Annotated in this window: 17 protein-coding genes, 1 tRNA gene and 1 pseudogene; 8 read left to right on the top strand and 11 right to left on the bottom strand. The window is 64.2% G+C overall.

Translation table 11 applies throughout. The features are described 5' to 3' along the window. Nucleotides 1-1,027: ATP-binding cassette domain-containing protein (locus HP546_RS11985; protein WP_172224957.1), on the bottom strand; the 1,027-nt coding region annotated here is incomplete at its 3' end. 221 nt (nt 1,028-1,248) lie between these two features. Between HP546_RS11985 and HP546_RS11980 the strand changes: the two genes are divergently transcribed. Beyond that, a complete protein-coding gene (locus tag HP546_RS11980) occupies nt 1,249-3,174 on the top strand; it encodes a transglycosylase SLT domain-containing protein (protein WP_172224938.1) in 1,926 nt (641 codons plus the stop codon). Between the two features lie 129 nt (nt 3,175-3,303). Here the strand turns inward: HP546_RS11980 and HP546_RS11975 are convergent, their stop codons facing one another. Continuing rightward, a complete protein-coding gene (locus tag HP546_RS11975; RefSeq protein ID WP_172224935.1) occupies nt 3,304-4,107 on the bottom strand; it encodes an MOSC domain-containing protein in 804 nt (267 codons plus the stop codon). Between the two features lie 55 nt (nt 4,108-4,162). Beyond that, complete coding sequence (locus HP546_RS11970; RefSeq protein WP_172224933.1) at nt 4,163-5,098, bottom strand: chemotaxis protein CheV; 936 nt, start codon at nt 5,096-5,098, stop codon at nt 4,163-4,165. Nucleotides 5,099-5,449: 351 nt separating this feature from the next. Here HP546_RS11970 and HP546_RS11965 point away from each other — a divergent pair, with 351 nt between their 5' ends. The 3 genes from HP546_RS11965 (at nt 5,450) to HP546_RS11955 (ending at nt 7,881) form a co-directional block, all read left to right on the top strand. Then, nucleotides 5,450-5,959 carry a histidine kinase gene (locus tag HP546_RS11965; protein ID WP_172224930.1) on the top strand — a complete coding sequence of 170 codons (510 nt, stop codon included), beginning with the start codon at nt 5,450-5,452 and terminating at the stop codon, nt 5,957-5,959. Nucleotides 5,960-6,335: 376 nt separating this feature from the next. Beyond that, nucleotides 6,336-7,232 carry a sensor histidine kinase gene (locus HP546_RS11960; protein WP_172224960.1) on the top strand — a complete coding sequence of 299 codons (897 nt, stop codon included), beginning with the start codon at nt 6,336-6,338 and terminating at the stop codon, nt 7,230-7,232. Then, nucleotides 7,222-7,881 (top strand): response regulator transcription factor, encoded by a 660-nt coding sequence (locus tag HP546_RS11955; protein WP_172224927.1) that lies wholly within the window; start codon nt 7,222-7,224, stop codon nt 7,879-7,881. The genes HP546_RS11960 and HP546_RS11955 overlap by 11 nt, the downstream gene beginning before the upstream one ends. Here HP546_RS11955 and yegS read toward each other — a convergent pair. Further along, complete coding sequence (yegS, locus tag HP546_RS11950) at nt 7,865-8,752, bottom strand: lipid kinase YegS (protein WP_172224924.1); 888 nt, start codon at nt 8,750-8,752, stop codon at nt 7,865-7,867. The two genes, HP546_RS11955 and yegS, sit on opposite strands and share 17 nt — an antisense overlap. Before the next feature lie 360 nt (nt 8,753-9,112). Here yegS and HP546_RS11945 point away from each other — a divergent pair, with 360 nt between their 5' ends. After that, entirely contained in the window at nt 9,113-10,360 is a 1,248-nt protein-coding gene (locus HP546_RS11945) for a glycosyltransferase family 4 protein (protein WP_172224921.1), read from the top strand. Here HP546_RS11945 and glp read toward each other — a convergent pair. Beyond that, nucleotides 10,349-11,575: a gephyrin-like molybdotransferase Glp gene (gene glp, locus HP546_RS11940; RefSeq protein WP_172224918.1), complete on the bottom strand. Its 1,227-nt coding sequence runs from the start codon at nt 11,573-11,575 to the stop codon at nt 10,349-10,351. The genes HP546_RS11945 and glp overlap by 12 nt on opposite strands. Further along, a complete protein-coding gene (gene moaB, locus HP546_RS11935) occupies nt 11,559-12,098 on the bottom strand; it encodes a molybdenum cofactor biosynthesis protein B (RefSeq protein ID WP_172224915.1) in 540 nt (179 codons plus the stop codon). The genes glp and moaB overlap by 17 nt, the downstream gene beginning before the upstream one ends. Nucleotides 12,099-12,283: 185 nt before the next feature. On the opposite strand from moaB, the gene HP546_RS11930 reads away from it, so the two are divergent. Together HP546_RS11930 and HP546_RS11925 are read left to right on the top strand one after the other, a co-directional pair. Next, a complete protein-coding gene (locus tag HP546_RS11930) occupies nt 12,284-12,505 on the top strand; it encodes a YgdI/YgdR family lipoprotein (protein WP_172224912.1) in 222 nt (73 codons plus the stop codon). Nucleotides 12,506-12,586: 81 nt separating this feature from the next. Then, nucleotides 12,587-12,663: transfer RNA gene (locus tag HP546_RS11925), tRNA-Pro, on the top strand. 46 nt (nt 12,664-12,709) lie between these two features. Here the strand turns inward: HP546_RS11925 and HP546_RS31810 are convergent. The 3 genes and pseudogenes from HP546_RS31810 to HP546_RS11915 all read right to left on the bottom strand — a co-directional run bounded on the left by HP546_RS31810 (nt 12,710) and on the right by HP546_RS11915 (nt 16,232). Then, complete coding sequence (locus HP546_RS31810) at nt 12,710-13,414, bottom strand: methyl-accepting chemotaxis protein (protein ID WP_372242428.1); 705 nt, start codon at nt 13,412-13,414, stop codon at nt 12,710-12,712. A gap of 228 nt (nt 13,415-13,642) precedes the next feature. Continuing rightward, nucleotides 13,643-13,753 (bottom strand): annotated as a pseudogene (locus HP546_RS31805) (hypothetical protein); the annotation flags it as partial. 715 nt (nt 13,754-14,468) lie between these two features. Then, nucleotides 14,469-16,232 carry an ABC transporter transmembrane domain-containing protein gene (locus HP546_RS11915; protein WP_172224906.1) on the bottom strand — a complete coding sequence of 588 codons (1,764 nt, stop codon included), beginning with the start codon at nt 16,230-16,232 and terminating at the stop codon, nt 14,469-14,471. Between the two features lie 209 nt (nt 16,233-16,441). Here HP546_RS11915 and HP546_RS11910 point away from each other — a divergent pair, with 209 nt between their 5' ends. Then, nucleotides 16,442-16,615, top strand: coding sequence for a PA1571 family protein (locus HP546_RS11910; protein ID WP_172224903.1), 174 nt, complete (start codon nt 16,442-16,444; stop codon nt 16,613-16,615). A 176-nt stretch (nt 16,616-16,791) separates the two neighbouring features. Here the strand turns inward: HP546_RS11910 and pdxB are convergent, their stop codons facing one another. After that, a complete protein-coding gene (pdxB, locus tag HP546_RS11905) occupies nt 16,792-17,934 on the bottom strand; it encodes a 4-phosphoerythronate dehydrogenase PdxB (RefSeq protein WP_172224900.1) in 1,143 nt (380 codons plus the stop codon). A 60-nt stretch (nt 17,935-17,994) separates the two neighbouring features. Next, nucleotides 17,995-18,237, bottom strand: a complete 243-nt coding sequence (gene tusA, locus HP546_RS11900; protein WP_027596647.1) for a sulfurtransferase TusA — start codon at nt 18,235-18,237, stop codon at nt 17,995-17,997. Nucleotides 18,238-18,658 lie beyond the last annotated feature (421 nt).

Raw genomic sequence — 18,658 nt, 5'->3', positions numbered from 1 at the left:
GACGCTGCAGGACCATGGAAAAGTCCTTGACCAGCATCGGCCCTTCGGCGTGATGGAAGCTGACGTTTTCCAGCACCATGACCTGTTTGCCGGACTTTTCCGCCGACTCGATCTGGATGTTGGCCTTGCCCTGGCGCTCGCGGCGCTCGCCACGCTCCACACGCAAGGCCTTCAGCGCACGCACGCGGCCTTCGTTACGGGTGCGGCGCGCCTTGATGCCTTGGCGAATCCACACTTCTTCCTGGGCCAGGCGCTTGTCGAACAGCGCATTGGCGGTTTCTTCGGCGGCCAGTGCGGCCTCCTTGTGCACCAGGAAGCTGGCGTAGTCACCGTTCCAGTCAATCAGGCCGCCACGGTCCAGTTCAAGGATGCGGGTAGCCAGGTTCTGCAGGAAGGACCGGTCGTGCGTGATGAACAGCACCGCGCCGTTGAAGCTGCGCAGGGCCTCTTCGAGCCAGGCAATGGCACCGATGTCCAGGTGGTTGGTCGGCTCGTCGAGCAGCAGCAGGTCGGGCTCGGACACCAGCGCCTGGGCCAGCAGCACACGGCGGCGCCAGCCACCGGACAGCTCGGCCAGGGTTTTGTCGGCCGGCAACTGCAGGCGGCTCAAGGTGCTCTCCACCACTTGCTGCAAGCGCCAGCCATCACGGGCTTCCAGCTCGTGCTGGACGTGCATGAGCTTTTCCAGGTCTTCGTCGTTCTGGATATTCATGCTCAGGTGATGGAACTGCGCCAGCAGCTCGCCAACGCCGTCCAGGCCTGCAGCCACGACATCGAACACTGTGCGCTCGTCGGCCACCGGCAGTTCCTGCGGCAGTTCGCCGATCTTCAGGCCCGGGGCACGCCAGACTTCACCGTCGTCGCCCTTCTGCTCGCCCTTGACCAGGCGCAGCATGCTTGATTTGCCGGTGCCGTTGCGGCCGATGATGCACACCCGCTCACCACGAGCGATCTGCCAGGACACTTTGTCCAGCAGCGGCATGGCGCCGAATGCGAGGGACACATCGCTGAATTTGAGCAGGGTCATGTTGGTCTCCATAAATCGGGCGCGCATTCTACCTGACTTGGCCCCCGACGGCATCCGCCAGGGCAACCGGCCAGCGCCTGGCGACATTTGGTCGAACTTAATATCCCGATACAAGCACAGTGCTTTCACCCGCTGCCGGCAAACGGCTAAGCTAAGGCAATCGCTTCCAACAGTGCTGGCTCCGCCGTCACTTCCCCATGGTTCAACTGCCCGGACGTATCATGCGCAGCCGCCTGTTACATATTGCATCCTGCCTGCTGCTTACCGCTGCCACCTGCGCGGCGCAGGCCACCGACCTTGCCTCGCAACGCCAGTACTATGACGAGGCCAAGCGTGCGCTGGCCAAGGGCGACAAAGGCCCGTACCTGCGTTACGCCCAAGCCCTCAGCGACTACCCGCTGACGCCGTATCTGGCCTACGACGAGCTTACCGCACGCCTTAAAAGCGCCAGCAACCAGGAGATCGAAGGCTTCCTGGCCAAGCATGGCGACCTGCCCCAGGCCAACTGGATGAAACTGCGCTGGTTGCGCTGGCTGGCCGAGCGCGGCGAGTGGGATACCTTCGTCAAGTACTACGACCCCAAGCTCAACTTCACTGAACTGGACTGCCTCAACGGCCAGTACCAGCTCAGCCACGGCCTGCGGGCCGAGGGTTACGCCACCGCCAACAAGCTGTGGAGCGTCGGCAAGTCGCAACCTGCCGCGTGTGACACGCTGTTCGGCATGTGGGCAGCCGAAGGCCAGCTGACCGAGGCCAAGCGCTGGGAACGCACCAAGCTGGCCGCCCAGGCGCGCAACTACGCCTTGGCCAACAACCTGGTCAAGACCTTGACCACCCTCGGCCCGCAGGGGCGCCTGCTGGTCGACGTGGCGCAGAAGCCCGAACTGCTCAACCAGCCGTCGCGCTTTACCCCGGTCAACGAAGCGATGTCCGACGTGGTCAGCCTCGGCCTGCGTCGCCTGGCTCGGCAGGACCCGGAGCGGGCCATGGCGCTGCTCGACGACTACGCCCAGCGCATGCACTTCTCCCGTGACGAAAAGGTCGCCATCGCCCGTGAAATCGGCCTTACCCTGGCACGCCGCTACGACCCGCGCGCGCTCGACCTGATGACCCGCTACGACCCGGAACTGCGTGACAACACCGTCAGCGAATGGCGCCTGCGCCTGCTGCTGCGCCTGGCCCGCTGGGAAGACGCCTACGAACTGACCAGGCGCCTGCCTCAGGACCTGGCCAGCAGCAGCCGCTGGAAATACTGGCAGGCCCGCAGCCTGGAGCTGGCCCAGCCGAACAACCCGCAGATCCCGCTGCTGTACAAGACCGTCGCGCGCGAGCGCGACTTTTATGGCTTCCTCGCTGCCGACCGGGCGCAAACGCCGTACCAGCTGAACAACAAGCCGCTGGTGTTGAGCCCGCAACTGGTCAAGAAGGTACGCAACACGCCGGGCATCCAGCGTGCACTGGAGTTTCACGCGCGCGGCCAGATCGTCGAAGGCCGCCGCGAGTGGTACCACGTCAGCCGCCACTTCAGCCGTGACGAAATGGTTGCCCAGGCACGCCTTGGCTATGACCTGCGCTGGTACTTCCCGGCCATCCGTACTATTAGCCAGGCGCAATACTGGGACGACCTGGACATCCGCTTCCCAATGGCCCACCGCGACACCCTGGTGCGCGAAGCCAAGGTCCGCGGCCTGCATTCGAGCTGGGTATTCGCCATCACTCGCCAGGAAAGTGCCTTCATGGAGGACGCACGCTCCCCGGTGGGCGCCAGCGGCCTGATGCAGCTGATGCCGGCCACGGCCAAGGAAACCGCGCGCAAGTTCAGCATTCCGCTGGCGTCACCGGCACAGGTGCTCAACCCGGACAAGAACATCCAGCTGGGCGCGGCCTACCTAAGCCAGGTGCACAGCCAGTTCAACGGCAACCGGGTGCTCGCCTCGGCGGCGTACAATGCCGGGCCCGGCCGCGTGCGGCAGTGGCTCAAAGGCGCCAAGCACCTGAGCTTCGATGTGTGGGTAGAGTCGATTCCGTTCGACGAAACGCGCCAGTATGTGCAGAACGTGCTGTCGTATTCGGTGATCTACGGGCAGAAGCTCAACTCACCGCAGCCGCTGGTGGACTGGCATGAGCGGTATTTCGATGACATGTAAGGCTTCCTGAGTCTGTACCGGCCCTGTCGCCGGCAAACCAGTTCCCACAGGTAAGGCACATGTGTTCGAACCTGTGATGAATCTGTGGGAGCTGGCTTGCCGGCGACAGGGCCAGTACAGGCAACACATTCACTCCAGAACTTCCACCTGCATGCCTACTTCAAGCCAGCCACTGCCATCCACCGCCAGGTTCTGCCCGAAAAGCACATCGCCCTCTTTCTCGCGGAAGGTCTTCAGCGTCGCCATTGGTTCACGGTCAGCGCTGCGCTCCCCGGTTGTTGGGTCGATTGTGGTGAACACACAACGCACGCTGGGCTTGAGCACTCGGAACTCCAGGCTGCCGATGCGGATGCGCTTCCAGCCATCTTCGGCGAACGCTTCAGCGCCCTGCACCACCATGTTCGGCCGGAAACGCAGCATCTCCATCGGTCGGCCAATGCGCTGGTTGAGCGCCTCCAGCGAACCCTGGCCAATCAGCAGCAACGGGAAGCCATCCGGAAACGCCGCCCGGTCACTGTTGAAGCCATAGCCATTTGGCAAGTAACGCGCCCGCTGCTCCGGGCAATGCACCAGCCGCACGGCCTTGCCCAGCAACTCGCTCAGCCAGGCCGCCGCGGCATCGCCAGCGTCCGGCACGCGCAGGGTGTCGCGCCAGAGCGTGACCCCGCGCAGGGCCTCATCGGCAGCAGGTACAGGCACCCTCAATGGGTCCAGCCCGGGCGCCTGTAGCAGTAACTGGCCGTTTTCGTCATCGCGCGCCTGCAGCTGGCCAAGTTGCGGCCAGGCCCGCTGGGTCAGGAAGCGTCCGTTATCTTCCTCCACCACCATCCAGCGCCGGTCGCCCTGCAAACCCAGCACACCCACCGGTGAGGTTTGCAGGCTTTGCGCCTGGCCAGACTTCACCGGGTATCGATACAGCTCACTGAGAAACATCCCTGCCGCCTCGCTTCATGCCAAAAACCCAGCTTATACCCGGCAGAGGCAAGGATCACGCAGTGGCGGCATCCAGCAGCAGGCGTTGCTTGACCACATCGACCAGGCGATCGGGCTGGAACTTGGACAGGAAGTTGTCGCAGCCCACCTTCTTCACCATCGACTCGTTGAAGCTGCCCGAGAGCGAGGTGTGCAGCACCACGTAAAGCTGACGCAGGCGGGCATCGCTGCGGATTTCGGTGGTAAGCCGGTAACCGTCCATTTCCGGCATTTCAGCGTCGGTAAACACCATCAGCAGCTTCTGGCACACGTCCTCGCCGGCATCGGCCCAGGCCTTGAGCATGCGCAGCGCCTTCAGGCCATCACTGGCCACGTGCAGCTTCATGCCCAGCTGGGACAAGGTGTCGCGCAACTGCGCCAGGGCCACGCTGGAGTCGTCCACAAGCAGGACCTCGCGGCCGCGGGCGCGGGCCAGCACCGGGTCGGCGAGCTTTTCGCCAGACACCCGGGCGTTGTACGGTACGATCTCGGCCAGCACTTTCTCCACGTCGATCACCTCCACCAGCTGCTCATCGACCTTGGTGATGGCGGTCAGGTAGTGCTGGCGCCCGGCACTGGAAGGCGGCGGCATGATCGATTCCCAGTTCATGTTGACGATGCGGTCGACCCCCCCCACCAGAAACGCCTGCACCGAGCGGTTGTATTCGGTGACGATGATGGTGCTGTCCGGCGTCGGCTGCAGCGGGCGCATGCCGATCGCCTGGGACAGGTCGATCACCGGCAAGGTCTGCCCCCGCAGGTTGACCACACCACAGACGAAGGCATGACGCTGAGGCATCAGGGTCAGCTTGGGCAGCTGCAGCACTTCCTGGACCTTGAACACGTTGATCGCGAACAACTGACGGCCTGCCAGGCGGAACATCAGAATTTCCAGGCGGTTCTCACCCACCAATTGTGTACGTTGGTCTACCGTGTCGAGAATGCCGGCCATTGGAAAACCCCCAGGCTTCAGTCGAAAAAAGTGAAATCATTCAAGCGTTATCGGCGGCTTCGCGCACACCTTGACCCTTGTCGGAAAATGCGCCGAAGACAATTGATATCACTTTACCATCATGCTTTACTGCGGGCGTCCCAGGGTAAATCGAAGGGGTCGCAAAAGTTCCCCGCCTTAGCCCCGCATCAGGGAAACCCTTAGCGGCAATCGGGCGTAACCTGATGTTCGCGATATCCTTTAGCCATTAATGTGACGCCATTCTCATTGCATGAATGGAGTCAGGCTTTTGCTAGCTATCGTTTTGGCGTGCCCACCCCCTGCGCCTACCTCACGCGCGGGGACTTGAAGATGGACACTGCCTTATCGTTCGATGAAGCCCTGCAGGGCTTCATGCTGGATGCCCAGCTACTGCTGACCCAGGCACAGGAATGCCTGCAGCATCTGGAACTGATCGACAACGACCCGGACGCTTGCCACGGCCTGGGCAACGCCCTCGACAGCCTTGCCCGAAAGGCCACGCGCCTGGGCCTGCGTGAAGTCGCTCACTACACCACCGCCTTGCAACAATTGCTCGCCCCGGTGTGTCATGGCGGCCACCTGCAACGTGAAGCCCTGCCCGCGACAGCGGCATGCCTGACCTTGCTGGCCTGGCAGCTGGAGCTGGCCGACCGCCGCACCGGGCGTCTCAACCTGGACATCGGCGAGCAGTTGGTGCTGCTGAGCGAATTGGCCAAGGTCGTGCAACAACCCTTCGCACCCGCCTGCGGCTCCTGTGACGAACAAGGCAGCGTGTGCATCCACCCCCATACGGACACGGCGCCTCCCCCATACCAGGGCCGCGCGTCGCGTACACACTAACCCGACGCAAAGTGTAACTAAGCACGCTTATTCAAGCTCCACCCTGGTCGAACTTGGAAAGTTCATCCAAGTTCGGCCGCCTTCGGACGGGCCAAGTTGAAGCCTTGCCGAGCAAGTTACATGGCAAGTGCATGCCAGCCAATCAAGAGATGGCATTTTGCTAGCCGCCAACCCCCGACCAGCAGGCGTTTCAAAGCATTACCCAGCCGCGACCGATGCAATGCGAAGTGGTAATATGCGCCCCTACAGACGCTTGCAACCTGAACAAAGGTTGAAAGATCACATGCTCGAAAAAACGTCGAAAGTACTGCGCCAAAGCCTCTGACCAGCATTGTGCAAGGCCTCCATCAGCACTACTTCAGTGGCTTCCCCAACTATGTTCCCACGCTTGAAAACTTCTTTGCGTTGTTGCTCCCGTGCTGCCCTGCTGCGCTGGACGACGGTCGGGCTGTGCGTGGCCTCGCTGGTCGCCAACGTGGTGCTGTACCTGGCCGACCAGGTCATCCCGACCAGCCTGGTGATACTGCAGCTGGCCGCCACGCTGTGTGCGGCCGTGCATCTGGGCCTGAGCGCGAGATCGATCAGCCTGCGCCCGGCAGAGCTGGCCGAGCGCATGCTGAAGGTGCAGGAAGACGAACGGCAGCACCTGAGCCGGGAACTGCACGACGACATCGGCCAGCTGCTCACCGCCGCCAAGCTGCAATTGCAGTGGCTGCAACGGCGCATGCCGGATGAGCTGCAGGGCCACTGCGACGCACTGCGCAACACCCTGGATGACACCTTGGGCAACGTGCGCGACGTGTCTGCCCTGCTCAACCCGCGGCAACTGGCCAGCCTTGGCCTGGAAGCGGGCCTGCGCGCGCACCTTGTGCGCACCCTGGCCAGCAGCGACGTGCATTGGAGCCTGGCGTGCAATCAGCGCCTGGGCGGTATCGACGAGGACGTGGCCATGGCCGTGTTCCGTATCACCCAGGAAGCCGTGACCAACATGTTGCGCCACGCCCAGGCCCACAATCTGGTCATCCGCTTGCAACGCACTGCCGAGGGGCTGGCGCTGTCGATCCATGATGATGGCCGTGGTTTCGTTCCCGGCCCGCATCCGGACAACGCCGGCCAGCGTGGCCTGGCCGGCATGCAAGATCGGGTCACGGCGCTGCAGGGCCGCCTCGACATCACCAGCCACCTTGGCGCGGGGACGCGGATCGAGGCGGTGTTCCCGTGGGCTGCGCGCACCCAGCAACGCGCCAGGAGTACTGCTGCACATGACCTGTAGATTGCTGCTGGTGGACGACCATTCGCTGATTCGTGCCGGGGTCCGCGCGCTGGTCTGCGACATCCCCGGCTATGACGTGATCGGCGAAGCCGACGACGGCAACCAGCTGCTTGAGCAGGTGCGCACGTTGGCGCCGGACATCGCCTTGCTGGACATCTCCATGCGTTCGACCAGCGGCCTGGACGCACTCACCCAGCTGCGTGCCAGCGGCAGTACCTGCAAGGTACTGATCCTGTCGATGCACACCGATCCAGACCTGATCATGCGTGCGCTGGAAAGCGGCGCGCATGGTTACTTGCTCAAGGACACCAGCGCCGCCGAGCTTGAGCAGGCCCTGGGAGCGGTGCGCAACGGCGAGCGCTACCTCAGCCCGGCCATCGCCCATACCGTCATCAACCAGGCGCTACGGCACACCAAGCCGGGCAAGCAAGGCGGTGGCGAGCGGCACAACCTCACCGCCCGCCAGCTTGAAATCCTGCGCCTGATCGTGCGCGGCAAATCCACCCGGGAAATCGCCGCCGGGCTTGGCCTTTCGATCAAGACGGTGGAAACCCACCGCTCGCAGATCATGAAGCGCCTGCAGATTCATGACGTGGCGGGCCTGGTGCTGTTCGCCGTGCGCGAGAAAATCATCAGCCTGGACGACTGAGCAAGGGCGACCCTGCCGGCAGGTGCAGGCGCAGCGCAGCAGGCCTGGCCTGAAAGCGCAGGTTGTCGGCCTGCAAGGGTTCGCCATCAAGGTTGATGTCCAGGCCCCGCGAGCTCTTGATCTCGACCCAGGGCAACCTGGCCCGCACGAACAGGCCATCACCGACCAGCAAGTCGCGTAGCGCACCCACCACCTCTTGCGGCGCGGGCAGGATGGCGATGTCGAGCAAGCCGTCGTTGACCACAGCCTCCGGGCAGAGCGCCTGCCCGCCTCCCGCCTGGCGGCCATTGCCGATGCCCAGCGCCAGCAAGTCCCCTTGCCAGTGAAAGTCCGGCCCTTGGAGCTCCACCGAAGCTGCCTGCAGCTCGCTGAAGCGCGACAGCCCGGTGAACAGGTAAGCCGCGGCGCCCAGTACCTTTTTCAAGTCTTCGGAAGTATTGGCCGTTACCTGGCTGCCAAAGCCCCCCGTGGCCATGTTGAGGAACAACTGGTCGCCGGCCTGGCCCAGGTCGATTGGCTGTGCCGGAACGTTCAGCAGGGCCAGTGCCGTGGCGGGCTCCAGGGGGATGCCGGCGGCTTTGGCGAAATCGTTCGCGGTACCCAGCGGCAACAGCGCCAGGCTGGCCTCGGTCCCCACCAGCCCCATGGCCTCGGCCACATCACGCAATGTGCCGTCCCCGCCACCGGCGACAATGTGCGTGTAACCCGCCGCCAGCGCTTCAGCGACCAGGCGCTGGGCGTCACCCGCCTCCCAGGTGACCCGCACATCCAGCGCCCAGCCGCTATCGCGCAGGTCGTGCACGGCACTGCGCAGTTCTTCGTTCATTGCCTGTTTGCCGTGCAGGATCAGCATTGCCTTGCGCCCTTGCATGTGCGCGTCTCCGTAAGTTGGCCAACCCTGATCTCGACCACTGCTGCCTATCGATCGTTGCATGCCACCTGAAAAAAACAGGCCAGGCCCTGCTGCCAGTCAGGGGCTAATGGGGCTGCTGCACAGCCCCTCGCCGGCAAGCCATGCGCCGTACTTGTGGGAACCTGGCTTGCCGGCGATGGGCCGCAAAGCGGCACCAATTGCTCGACTGGCTGGCATCAAGCCGCTCCGAGCAAGGCAATTGATCGCGTCGGACGGTCATTTTTCCCACGCTTCGGAATGCCCGTCTATGCTCAGCAAATACCCTCTAGTGCCATGGACGCGCCCCGTATCCGCAGCCTTCAGCGAGGATTTCGCGTCATGCGCATTCTCTGGACCTTGCCATACCTGCCCTGGCCCACTACCAGCGGCAGCAAGACCCGGCAATACCACCTGCTACGTGCATTGGCACAGCACGGCCACCGCATCACCCTGTTGGTGCAGTCGAAAATCCCCCTGAGCGATGCCGCCCGCGATGCCCTGGAGCCGTTGGTCGAACGGTTGATCGTGCTGCCACGCCGTGCGCTGCACAGCCCGCTCAACCTGCTTGCCTCACCCATCATCGACTACCCCATGCGCGCGATCATCAATGGCCTGTCGCCTTGTCTGCGACACCGTTTCGAGCAGTTGCTGGACGAGCCCTGGGATGTGATCCAGATCGAGCACAGCTACAGCTTCCAGCCCTTCGAAAAAGCCCTTCAGGCCCGCGGGCTGCCCTACATGCTCAGCGAGCACACGCTGGAGTCGGTGATGGGCGGTGCCAGCCACGACCGCCTGCCGCTGTGGTTGCGCCCCCTCAATGCCTTTGACCGCTGGCGCTACCGGCGCTGGGAACACCGGGTGCTGCGCCAGCCCACCGAACTGGTGGCGGTCAGCGCCCACGATGCAGAGTTGATAGAGCAAATCAGCGGGCGCCCGGTGAACGTGGTGGTCAATGGCGTGGACTGTGATTTCTACCAGCACGTGCAACCCGCCCTGCACAGCCAGCGCCTGCTGTTTGTCGGCAACTTCGAGTATGGCGCCAATCTGGAGGCCATCGAGTGGGCTCTGGAAGACATCATGCCGCAGGTGTGGATGAGCAACCCGGCGGTGCGCCTGGCGATCGCCGGGCATGCCATGCCGGCAAGCTGGAAACTGCACTGGAACGACCCACGCATCGAATGGCTTGGCTACCGCCCAGACCTGCGTGAACTGCAGCGGCGTTCGGCGCTGTTCTTTGCGCCGCTGCGTTACGCCGGCGGCTCCAAGGTGAAAATCCTCGAAGCGATGGCCGCCGGGCTGCCGGTGATCACTACCGGCAAAGGCGTCTCGGGCCTGTCGGCCAACAACGGCGAGCACTACCTGGGCAGTGATGACAGCGACCAGCTGGCGCTGCTGATCACCCAGTTACTCAATCAGCCCTGGCGCATGAGCCAGTTGAGCGATGCCGGGCGCCTGTTCGCCCGCCAGCGCCACGACTGGAGCGTGGCCGCGCAGCAACTGGAGAACGTGCACATGCGCCTGACCCAGGCGGCATCGGCCCAGACCGCGCCGCTGGCCAGTGCGTGGCTGGAGCGCTCAGCCAAGTAGCTCGCTGAACGGGATGAACGGCACACTGTCGCCCTGCTTCGGCGTGCTGCCTTCGCGCACCTCCACCAGCCCTTCGGCCCACGCCGCGCTGCGCAGCACTCCCGAACTCTGGTTCTTGTAGATGCGCACCTGGCCCTGCTCGATGCGCGCCCGCAAGTACTCGCGACGTGTTCCCGCCTTGGGCCAGTCGAAGCCTGCCGGCATGTCGAAACGCAGCGGCGTGACATCCACCACACCCTGGCGCCGCAGCAGATAGGGACGGGTCAGCAGGCCGAACGTGACCAGGGTCGAGGCCGGATTGCCAGGCAGCCCGATTACCGGCACGCCCCGGAAGTGCCCGAAGGTCAGCGGTTTGCCCGGTTTTATCGCCAGCTTCCACAAGGCCAGCTCGCCGGCTTCGCGCAGGGCCGCACCCAGGTAGTCGGCCTCGCCCACCGAGACCCCGCCGGTAGACAGGATCAGGTCGACCCCGCCCAGCCCGGCCAGGCAGGCACGGGTAAGAGCCAGGTCATCCGGCAGGATGCCGGCATCGACTACCTCACAGCCCAGCCTCTGCAACCAGCTGACCAACAGCCGACGGTTGCTGTTGTAGATTTGCCCAGGCCCCAGCGGCAGGCCGGGTTCGACCAGTTCGTCACCGGTGGAGAGCACCGCCACGCGCACTTTGCGGACCACGTCCAGGCGGCCATGGCCCAAGGTGGCAGCCAGACCAAGCTCGATCGGCCCCAGCCGGGTCCCAGCGCTCATCACCTGCTCGCCTTTACGGGTTTCCTGGCCCTGAGGGCGAATGTTCTGCTGGGCTTGCAACGGCTCCAGAAAGCGCACCCGGCCATCTTCAAGCACCTCGGTGTTTTCCTGCATCTCGACGCAGTCGGCACCTTCCGGTACTGGCGCCCCGGTAAAGATGCGAGCACAGGTGCCCGGTTGCAGAGGCTGCGGTGCATGGCCGGCGAAAATCCGCTGGCTGACCGGCAACGCCTGGCCCTGCCAATCGGCCAGGCGCAGGGCATAACCGTCCATGGCACTGTTCGGCCAGGGCGGCAGATCGAGCGAGGCCACCAGGTCGGTGGCCAGCACACGGCCTTCGGCCTCGGCCAGCGGCAGGTTCTCGGTCTCGCCGATCGGTGCCGCCTCGGCTAACGCCAGCAGCTGCTCCAGGGCCTGTTCCACCGGCATCAGCGGCCGGGCCTGGTTAGCCTCAGCCACGGCTGTCACAGGCCGCTGCCTGCTTCAGGTGCGGCACGAAGTTGCACGGGCGATGACGGGCGTCGAGCTGCTCGGCGAGGATACCGTCCCAGCCGGTGCGCACGGCGTTGGTAGACCCCGGCAGGCAGCACACCAGGGTGCCGTTGGCCAGCCCGGCCAGCGCGCGCGACTGCACGGTGGAGGTGCCAATGTCCGCCACGGAAATCTGCCGGAACAGCTCGCCAAAACCGTCCACCTGCTTGTCCAGCAGGCAGGCCACGGCTTCGGGCGTGCTGTCGCGGCCGGTGAAACCGGTGCCGCCGGTGATCAGCACCACTTGCACGTTGTCATCGGCGATCCAGGTGGCGACCTGGGCGCGGATCTTGTACAGGTCGTCCTTCAGCAGCACGCGCTCGGCCAGGCGATGGCCGGCTGCGCTCAGGCGGTCGACGAACAGCTGGCCAGAGGTGTCGGTGTCGAAGGTGCGGGTGTCACTGACCGTCAGCACGGCGATGTGCAGCGGCACGAAAGGGGTATCTGCCTTGGCTTTCATGGGGTCCGTCACAAGAAGATGGGATGGCCGCAGTTATATCACAGCGCACCTTTCCCAGCGTGGCGACCAGCTGCCTTGCCCTGGATCAACGGGACGGATTTGTCGCTATGCTGCACTGAAAAGGAACTTGCACCAACGTGTTGCGTCATAACTGTCATCTGGCACCATCGCACTGGAGAAACACGATGATCAAACGGACCCTCCCCGCTTTCCTGCTCGCCCTGGGCCTGGGCGCCCTCGCCGGCTGCTCGACCCCAAGCGTCATCACCCTCAATGATGGCCGCGAAATCCAGGCAACCGACAAACCCTCCTATGATGAAGACTCTGGCTTCTACGAATTCGAGCAACTGGACGGCAAGCGCACGCGCCTGAACAAGGACCAGATCCGCACCGTCAAAGAGCTCTGATCAAGTCGCCTGTTTTGGTCAGCGGCCGTTGAACGACAAGGGCTTGCGGGCCAAAACGGGATGCAGTAGGATTTTCGCCATCGGAGTGTAGCGCAGCCAGGTAGCGCGTCTCGTTCGGGACGAGAAGGCCGCAGGTTCGAATCCTGTCTCTCCGACCAGATCCTGCTCAAAAAGCCCGCCTTGCGCGGGCTTTTTAGTGCCCGGTCAGGCGCTCAGGCGCGAGGTGACCTCACCCAGCTGCCCCGACAGCCCATGCAGGCGCTGCCCTGCCTGTTCGGTGTGCTGCACCGCTTCCTGGTTGGCTGTGGCAATGCGGGTGATTTCGATCAGGTTGCGCGAGATGTCCTCGGCCACGCTGGTCTGTTCCTCGGCCGCCGTGGCGATCTGCCGGTTCATGTCGCGGATCGCCTCCACTGCCAGGGTGATGCGCTGCAGCATCTGCCCGGCCCGCTGCACCTGCTCGGCCCCTTCCTCACTGCGCTGCTGGCCGCTTTCAATGGCCTTGACCGCTTCCACCGCCCCCGACTGCACCGCTTCGATGATCTGGTGGATCTCGGCAATCGATGCCGCCGTGCGCTGGGCCAGGCTGCGTACTTCGTCGGCCACGACCGCAAAGCCACGCCCGGCCTCCCCCGCGCGGGCCGCTTCGATGGCCGCATTGAGTGCCAGCAGGTTGGTTTGTTCGGCAATGCCGCGGATCACTTCAAGCACCTTGCCGATGCGCGTGCTGTCATGTTCCAGGTCGCGGATCACCGCCGCCGTGCCAGCGATTTCGCGGTTGACCACGCCAATGATGTCGATGGTCTGCTGCATGACCTGTTCGCCCGCTTGGGCGCTGTGGTCGGCATCATCCGCCGCGCGGGCGGCTTCCGCGGCATGGCGGGCGACTTCCTGGGCGGTAGCGGACATCTCGTGCATGGCCGTGGCCACCTGGTCGGTACGCTGGAACTGGTCGTGGGTACCTCGGGCCATGTCCCCGGCAATGCTGCGCAGCTGGCCGCTGGCGCCTTCCAGCTCCTGGGCGTTGTCCTGCAGCCGGCCTACGGTGTCGGCGAGGAAGTCGCGCAGGGTGTTGGCCGCCCGCGCCAGGCGCCCCAGTTCGTCCTCGCGGCGGCTGTCGACACGGGCGGCGAAACGGCCCTGGCTAAGCTGCGCGACATACTCGATCAACTGGCGAATCGGCTCGATCAGGCTGCGGTTCACCAGCCACAGGCTGAGCAGCCCCACCAGTACCGCCGAGGCCAGCATCACCAGCAGGCCCAGCCATACGGTGCGGTCGGCGCTGGCATTGATGCGGGCCGCACGCTGGCTCGCGTCCGCCCGCAGTTGCTCGACCAGCTCGCTCATCTGCTCGCTGGCAGCGCGGTCAACCCCCTTCACCGCCTGGTCGCCCGCTACCGGGTCGCCCCCCGCAGCGAGAAACGCCTGCCGGCCTTGCGCGTAGGCCTGGCCCAGCTGGCGATGGGTCTCGCGCAGCTGCTGCAGCGGCGCCTTGAGCCGCGCATCGCTGCTGTCGATCAGTTGCCCGAGCAGTTGTTGCACCTGCTGTTCGCGGGCCTGGAACTGCTGCCAGTACTTGTCCATGTCAGCCGGCTGGCGCCCGCGCAACAGCACGTTCTTCCATTCCTGCACCTGGATCTTGAACTGCAGGTTGGCCTCGTCGATCAATTGCGAGGCACGCAGGGGCCCGTCGACCAGTTCGGCATAACTGCGCACGCTCGACGACAGGAACTGGAAGCACACCAGGGCGATCAGCAGCATCGCGACCAGGCTGCCACCGAGCAGCGAGAGAATTTGCACTCTGAGGGATTTACGCAACATCGAGGGTCTCGGAACCAGGGGGAGAAAGCGGGCCAAAAAAAAGCTGCCATCAAGCAATGGCAGCCAGGTCGAGCACTTACGCAACAGTTGAGTTGAATACTCTCAGGCAATTACTACAGAAATATTACAGAGCAACGACAGCCTACCCCGAAGTGAACTGCAAAGCGGCCAACCGCGCATAAAGCGGGCTTTCCTCGATCAACTGGCGATGAGTGCCCACTGCCACCAGCCGGCCCTTGTCGATGACCGCAATACGCTCGGCATGCTGCACCGTAGCCAGTCGATGCGCGATCACAAGGGTGGTGCGCCCGGCCATCAGGCTGGGCAGCGCCTGCTGGATCAGGTGTTCGCTCTGCGCATCGAGGGCACTGGTGGCTTCGTCCAGCAACAGGATCGGCGCGTCGACCAACAGCGCCCTGGCAATCGCCAGGCGTTGCCGCTGCCCACCCGACAAGCCGATGCCGCCCTCGCCCAGTGGCGTCTGGTAGCCCTGCGGCAGCTGGCGGATGAATTCATCGGCATGGGCGCCCTTGGCCGCGGCTTCGACCTCGGCCATGGTCGCGTCGGGCCGGCCGTAGCGAATATTGGCCTCGACCGTGCCACGAAACAGTGAGGGGTTTTGCGCCACCAGGGCGAACTGCCGGCGCAACTGGTCGGGGTCGAGCGCGGTGATCGCCTGGCCATCGAGCAGGATGCGCCCTTGCTGGGGGTCGTAAAAGCGCAGCAGCAAATCGAACAGGGTCGACTTGCCTGCCCCCGACGGGCCTACCAGGGCCACGGTCTGCCCAGGCTCGATGGCCAGGCTCAGGCCATCGATAGCAGCCACCGATGGCCGTGAAGGGTAGGCAAACACCAACTCCTGCAGCTCGATGCGCCCGCTGGCGCGCTGCTGCGGCAGTGTCAGCGCCGTGGTCGGGGGCAGGATTGCGCTACGCGCAGCCAGCAGTTCGGCGATGCGTTCGGCAGCCCCCGCTGCACGTTGCAACTCGCCGATCACTTCGCTGAGCGTGCCGAAAGCGCTGCCCACGATAAGGCTGTAGAACACGAATGCCGCCAGCTCGCCGGCGGATATGCGCCCGGCGATGACGTCCATGCCACCTACCCACAACATCACCCCGACCGCCCCCAGCACCAGTACGATGACCAGGGTGATCAACCAGGCACGCTGGGCAATGCGCTGCCGGGCCACGGCAAACGCCGCCTCGACCGTGCCTGCGAACAACTGGCGGTCCAACCCCTGGTGGTTGTAGGCCTGCACGGTCTTGATCTGCCCCAGGGTTTCGGCCACGTAGCTGCCCACATCCGCCACCCGGTCCTGGCTTTGCCGCGACAGGCTGCGTACCCGGCGGCCAAACAGCAGGATCGGCGCCAGCACCAGCGGCAAGGCCACCACCACGATACTGGTGAGCTTGGGGTTAGTGATGAACAGCAGCACCACACCGCCGATGACCATCAGCGCGTTGCGCAGGAACATCGACAACGATGAGCCGATCACCGATTGCAGCAAGGTGGTGTCGGCGGTCAGCCGCGACTGGATTTCGGAGCTGCGGTTGTCTTCGAAAAACCCCGGGTGCAGGCCGATCAGGTGGTCGAACACGGCACGGCGAATATCGGCCACGCAACGCTCGCCAATCCACGATACCAGGTAGAAACGGCTGAACGTGCCCACAGCCAAAGCCAGCACCAGCAGCAGGAACAACCCGATGGTCTGGTTGAGCTGGTGCGCGGAGCGGGTCATGAACCCCTGGTCCACCAGCAGGCGTATGCCTTGGCCCATCGACAGGGTAATGCCGGCAGTGACCACCAGCGCCAGCAAGGCCAGCAGCACCTGGCGGCGATAAGGGCGAACGAACTGCCAGGCCAGGCGCAAGGCCCGGCGTTGGCGCGGGGAAACCGATTCGGGCATGACTGCAACCACAATGGCGGGGAAGCCGCAGACTACCACTCATCCAGGCCGTGGGAACGGGTGCAGGTTGCTATAACCGATCGATCTAAGCTGGCTATGGAGGTTTATCCTGGTTTCTGTTGGACTGGTTGTGCCGGGATGCGGCCGCTGTCACAGGCCAGTCACGGCGCAAGGTTACCTTGAGCTTGTACCTGATGAGGAGACAATGCATGAGCTTGCAGCACAACAGCGACAACCAGAAGCCCCGGACCACCCCGCAACCGCAGGTGTGCGGTTCGATCATCGACGGCCAGGGGCGCGAAGTGCCAATCACCGAGCAGATGATCCAGCAGGCCTGCGAGGACCTGGAAAAAAGCCGGCGCGAGCGCGTGCGCAAAGGTTGATCGGCGAATTTATTGCAACCCGGCCTTCGCGCCGGGTTTTTATTTGCCTGAATACTGTGCCGGCCTCTTCGCGGGTGAACCCGCTCCCACAGGGATTCCACAGGACCTGAGCCAGGTCAGGTTGCTGTGGGAGCGGGTTCACCCGCGAAGAGGCCGGTAGAGCTTGCAATACTCTGTCAGACCAGCACGCCACCCAAAGCGCTGACCAGCTGCGCAAGCTGTGGTGACTCCCCACGCAAGCGCACCGCCAACCCCTCGATCTCGCGCCGGGGCGGATACTGCTTGCGCAACTGGTCAAACGCCGCCCGCTGTTGCTGCGGGTCGTCGCTGAGGCTGCGACGGAAATCAGCATCGTCCCGACGTGGGTCGTACACCGCGCGGCACAGTGTCGCCAGCGCCCAGGCCAGGTCTGTGCTGGCATCCAGCTCGATCTGCGCGAGCGACGGCCGGGGTAGCAGATCAGCCAGCTGCACTTGCTCGTCCACCCCCAGGAAGCGGCACAGCGCCTGGTAGATCTGCGCCGTGCCACGCTGGCGGCCGTCGAGGCTGTAACCGGCGATGTGTGGCGAAGCCAGGGTGCACAGGTCGGCCAGTTGCAGGTCGACCTGCGGTTCGCCCTCCCACACATCCAGCACCGCATGCACGTCCTCACGGTCCAGTAGCAGTTCGCGCAGGGCGGCGTTGTCCACCACCGGACCGCGGCTGGCGTTTACCAGCCAGGCACCCGGACGAAGCTGGGCCAGTTGCGCCTGGCCCAGCAAGTGCCAGGTCGGGTGCTCGCCAGCGTGCTGCAACGGAGTATGCAGGCTGATCACATCGCATCGTTGAAGGATGGTTTCGAGGCTGACGTAATCGCCACCTTCGGCGGCCTGGCGCAGCGGGTCGCACACCATCACGTTCCAGCCCAGCCCGTGCAGCACGCGCACCAGGCGACCGCCGACTTCACCGGCGCCGACCACGCCGTAGGTGCGCTCGGGCAGTGCCACGCCATCCAGTTCGGCCAGGGTCAGCAGGCTGCCCAGCACGTAATCGACGACGCCGCGGGCATTGCAGCCCGGCGCGCTGCTCCAGCGGATGCCGGCTTCGGCAAAGTAGTCCAGGTCCAGGTGATCGGTGCCGATGGTGCAGGTGCCTACAAAGCGTACCCGGCTGCCTTCGAGCAACTGACGGTCGACTTTGGTTACTGACCGCACCAGCAGGATGTCGGCATCCTTTACGCTGGCGGCATCGAGGCTTCGGCCGGGGTAGCGGCGTATTTCACCGAAACCCTGGAAGAAGGCATCGAGCAGCGGGATGTTCTCGTCGGCAACTATCAGCATGGCGCTCTCCTGTCTGGGGAACGCAGTGTAGGCGCAACGTGGGGCGTGTTCCAGAGCGTTTCAGTCGGCTTTCTTGCGGATCCAGTACAGGAATGTGCCGGCGTCTTCTTGCTGCTGAAGCAGTTCGTGGCCGAGGAAGTTGCAGAATTTGGGGATGTCGCGGCGGGTCGACGGGTCGGTGGCGATGACCTTGAGCAGGCCACCGGCGGCCAGGTCACGTACGTGCTGGTGCAGCATCATTACAGGTTCCGGGCAGTTCAGGCCGGTGGCGTCGAGGACGGCGTCAGGGGTGAAGTCGGTCATGTGGGGCTCCGCAAATGATCGTCATTGTCGCGCATCGCGCGACGTCGTCCAAGCACCGGCTGCGAACCTGGCTCCAAGGTTCAGGTTCAAGTTCAGGTTCAGGTTCAAGTTCAAGTTCAAGGTTCAAGGTTCAAGCCATGGGCATTCACATCAAGTAGACATTCGTTAGCGAGGGTGGCGCTGAGTCACCTTTCCGCCCTTACGGCGGGTCACTTTTGTCTTGGCAAAAGTAACCAAAACCGCCCGCTCCCATCATCCGGCCCCTACGCTGCGCTTCGGGGTTCCCTCGCTCCGGGCTTGCTCCCGGGAGGACCGCGCTGCAGGCCCCATCCTGGGGCCCAGCGCTTGACGGGCATCCATGCCCGTCACCTCCCTCCGCAAGCCCTGCGCTCGGCCTCCTGAAGTCGCAACCTGTGTCGCC

The sequence above is a fragment of the Pseudomonas sp. CM25 genome, assembly GCF_013179705.1.
In the GTDB taxonomy this organism is placed as follows: Bacteria; Pseudomonadota; Gammaproteobacteria; order Pseudomonadales; family Pseudomonadaceae; genus Aquipseudomonas.
Note: the sequence above shows the minus strand (reverse complement) of the source record. Positions and strands in the feature narration are given on the sequence as shown.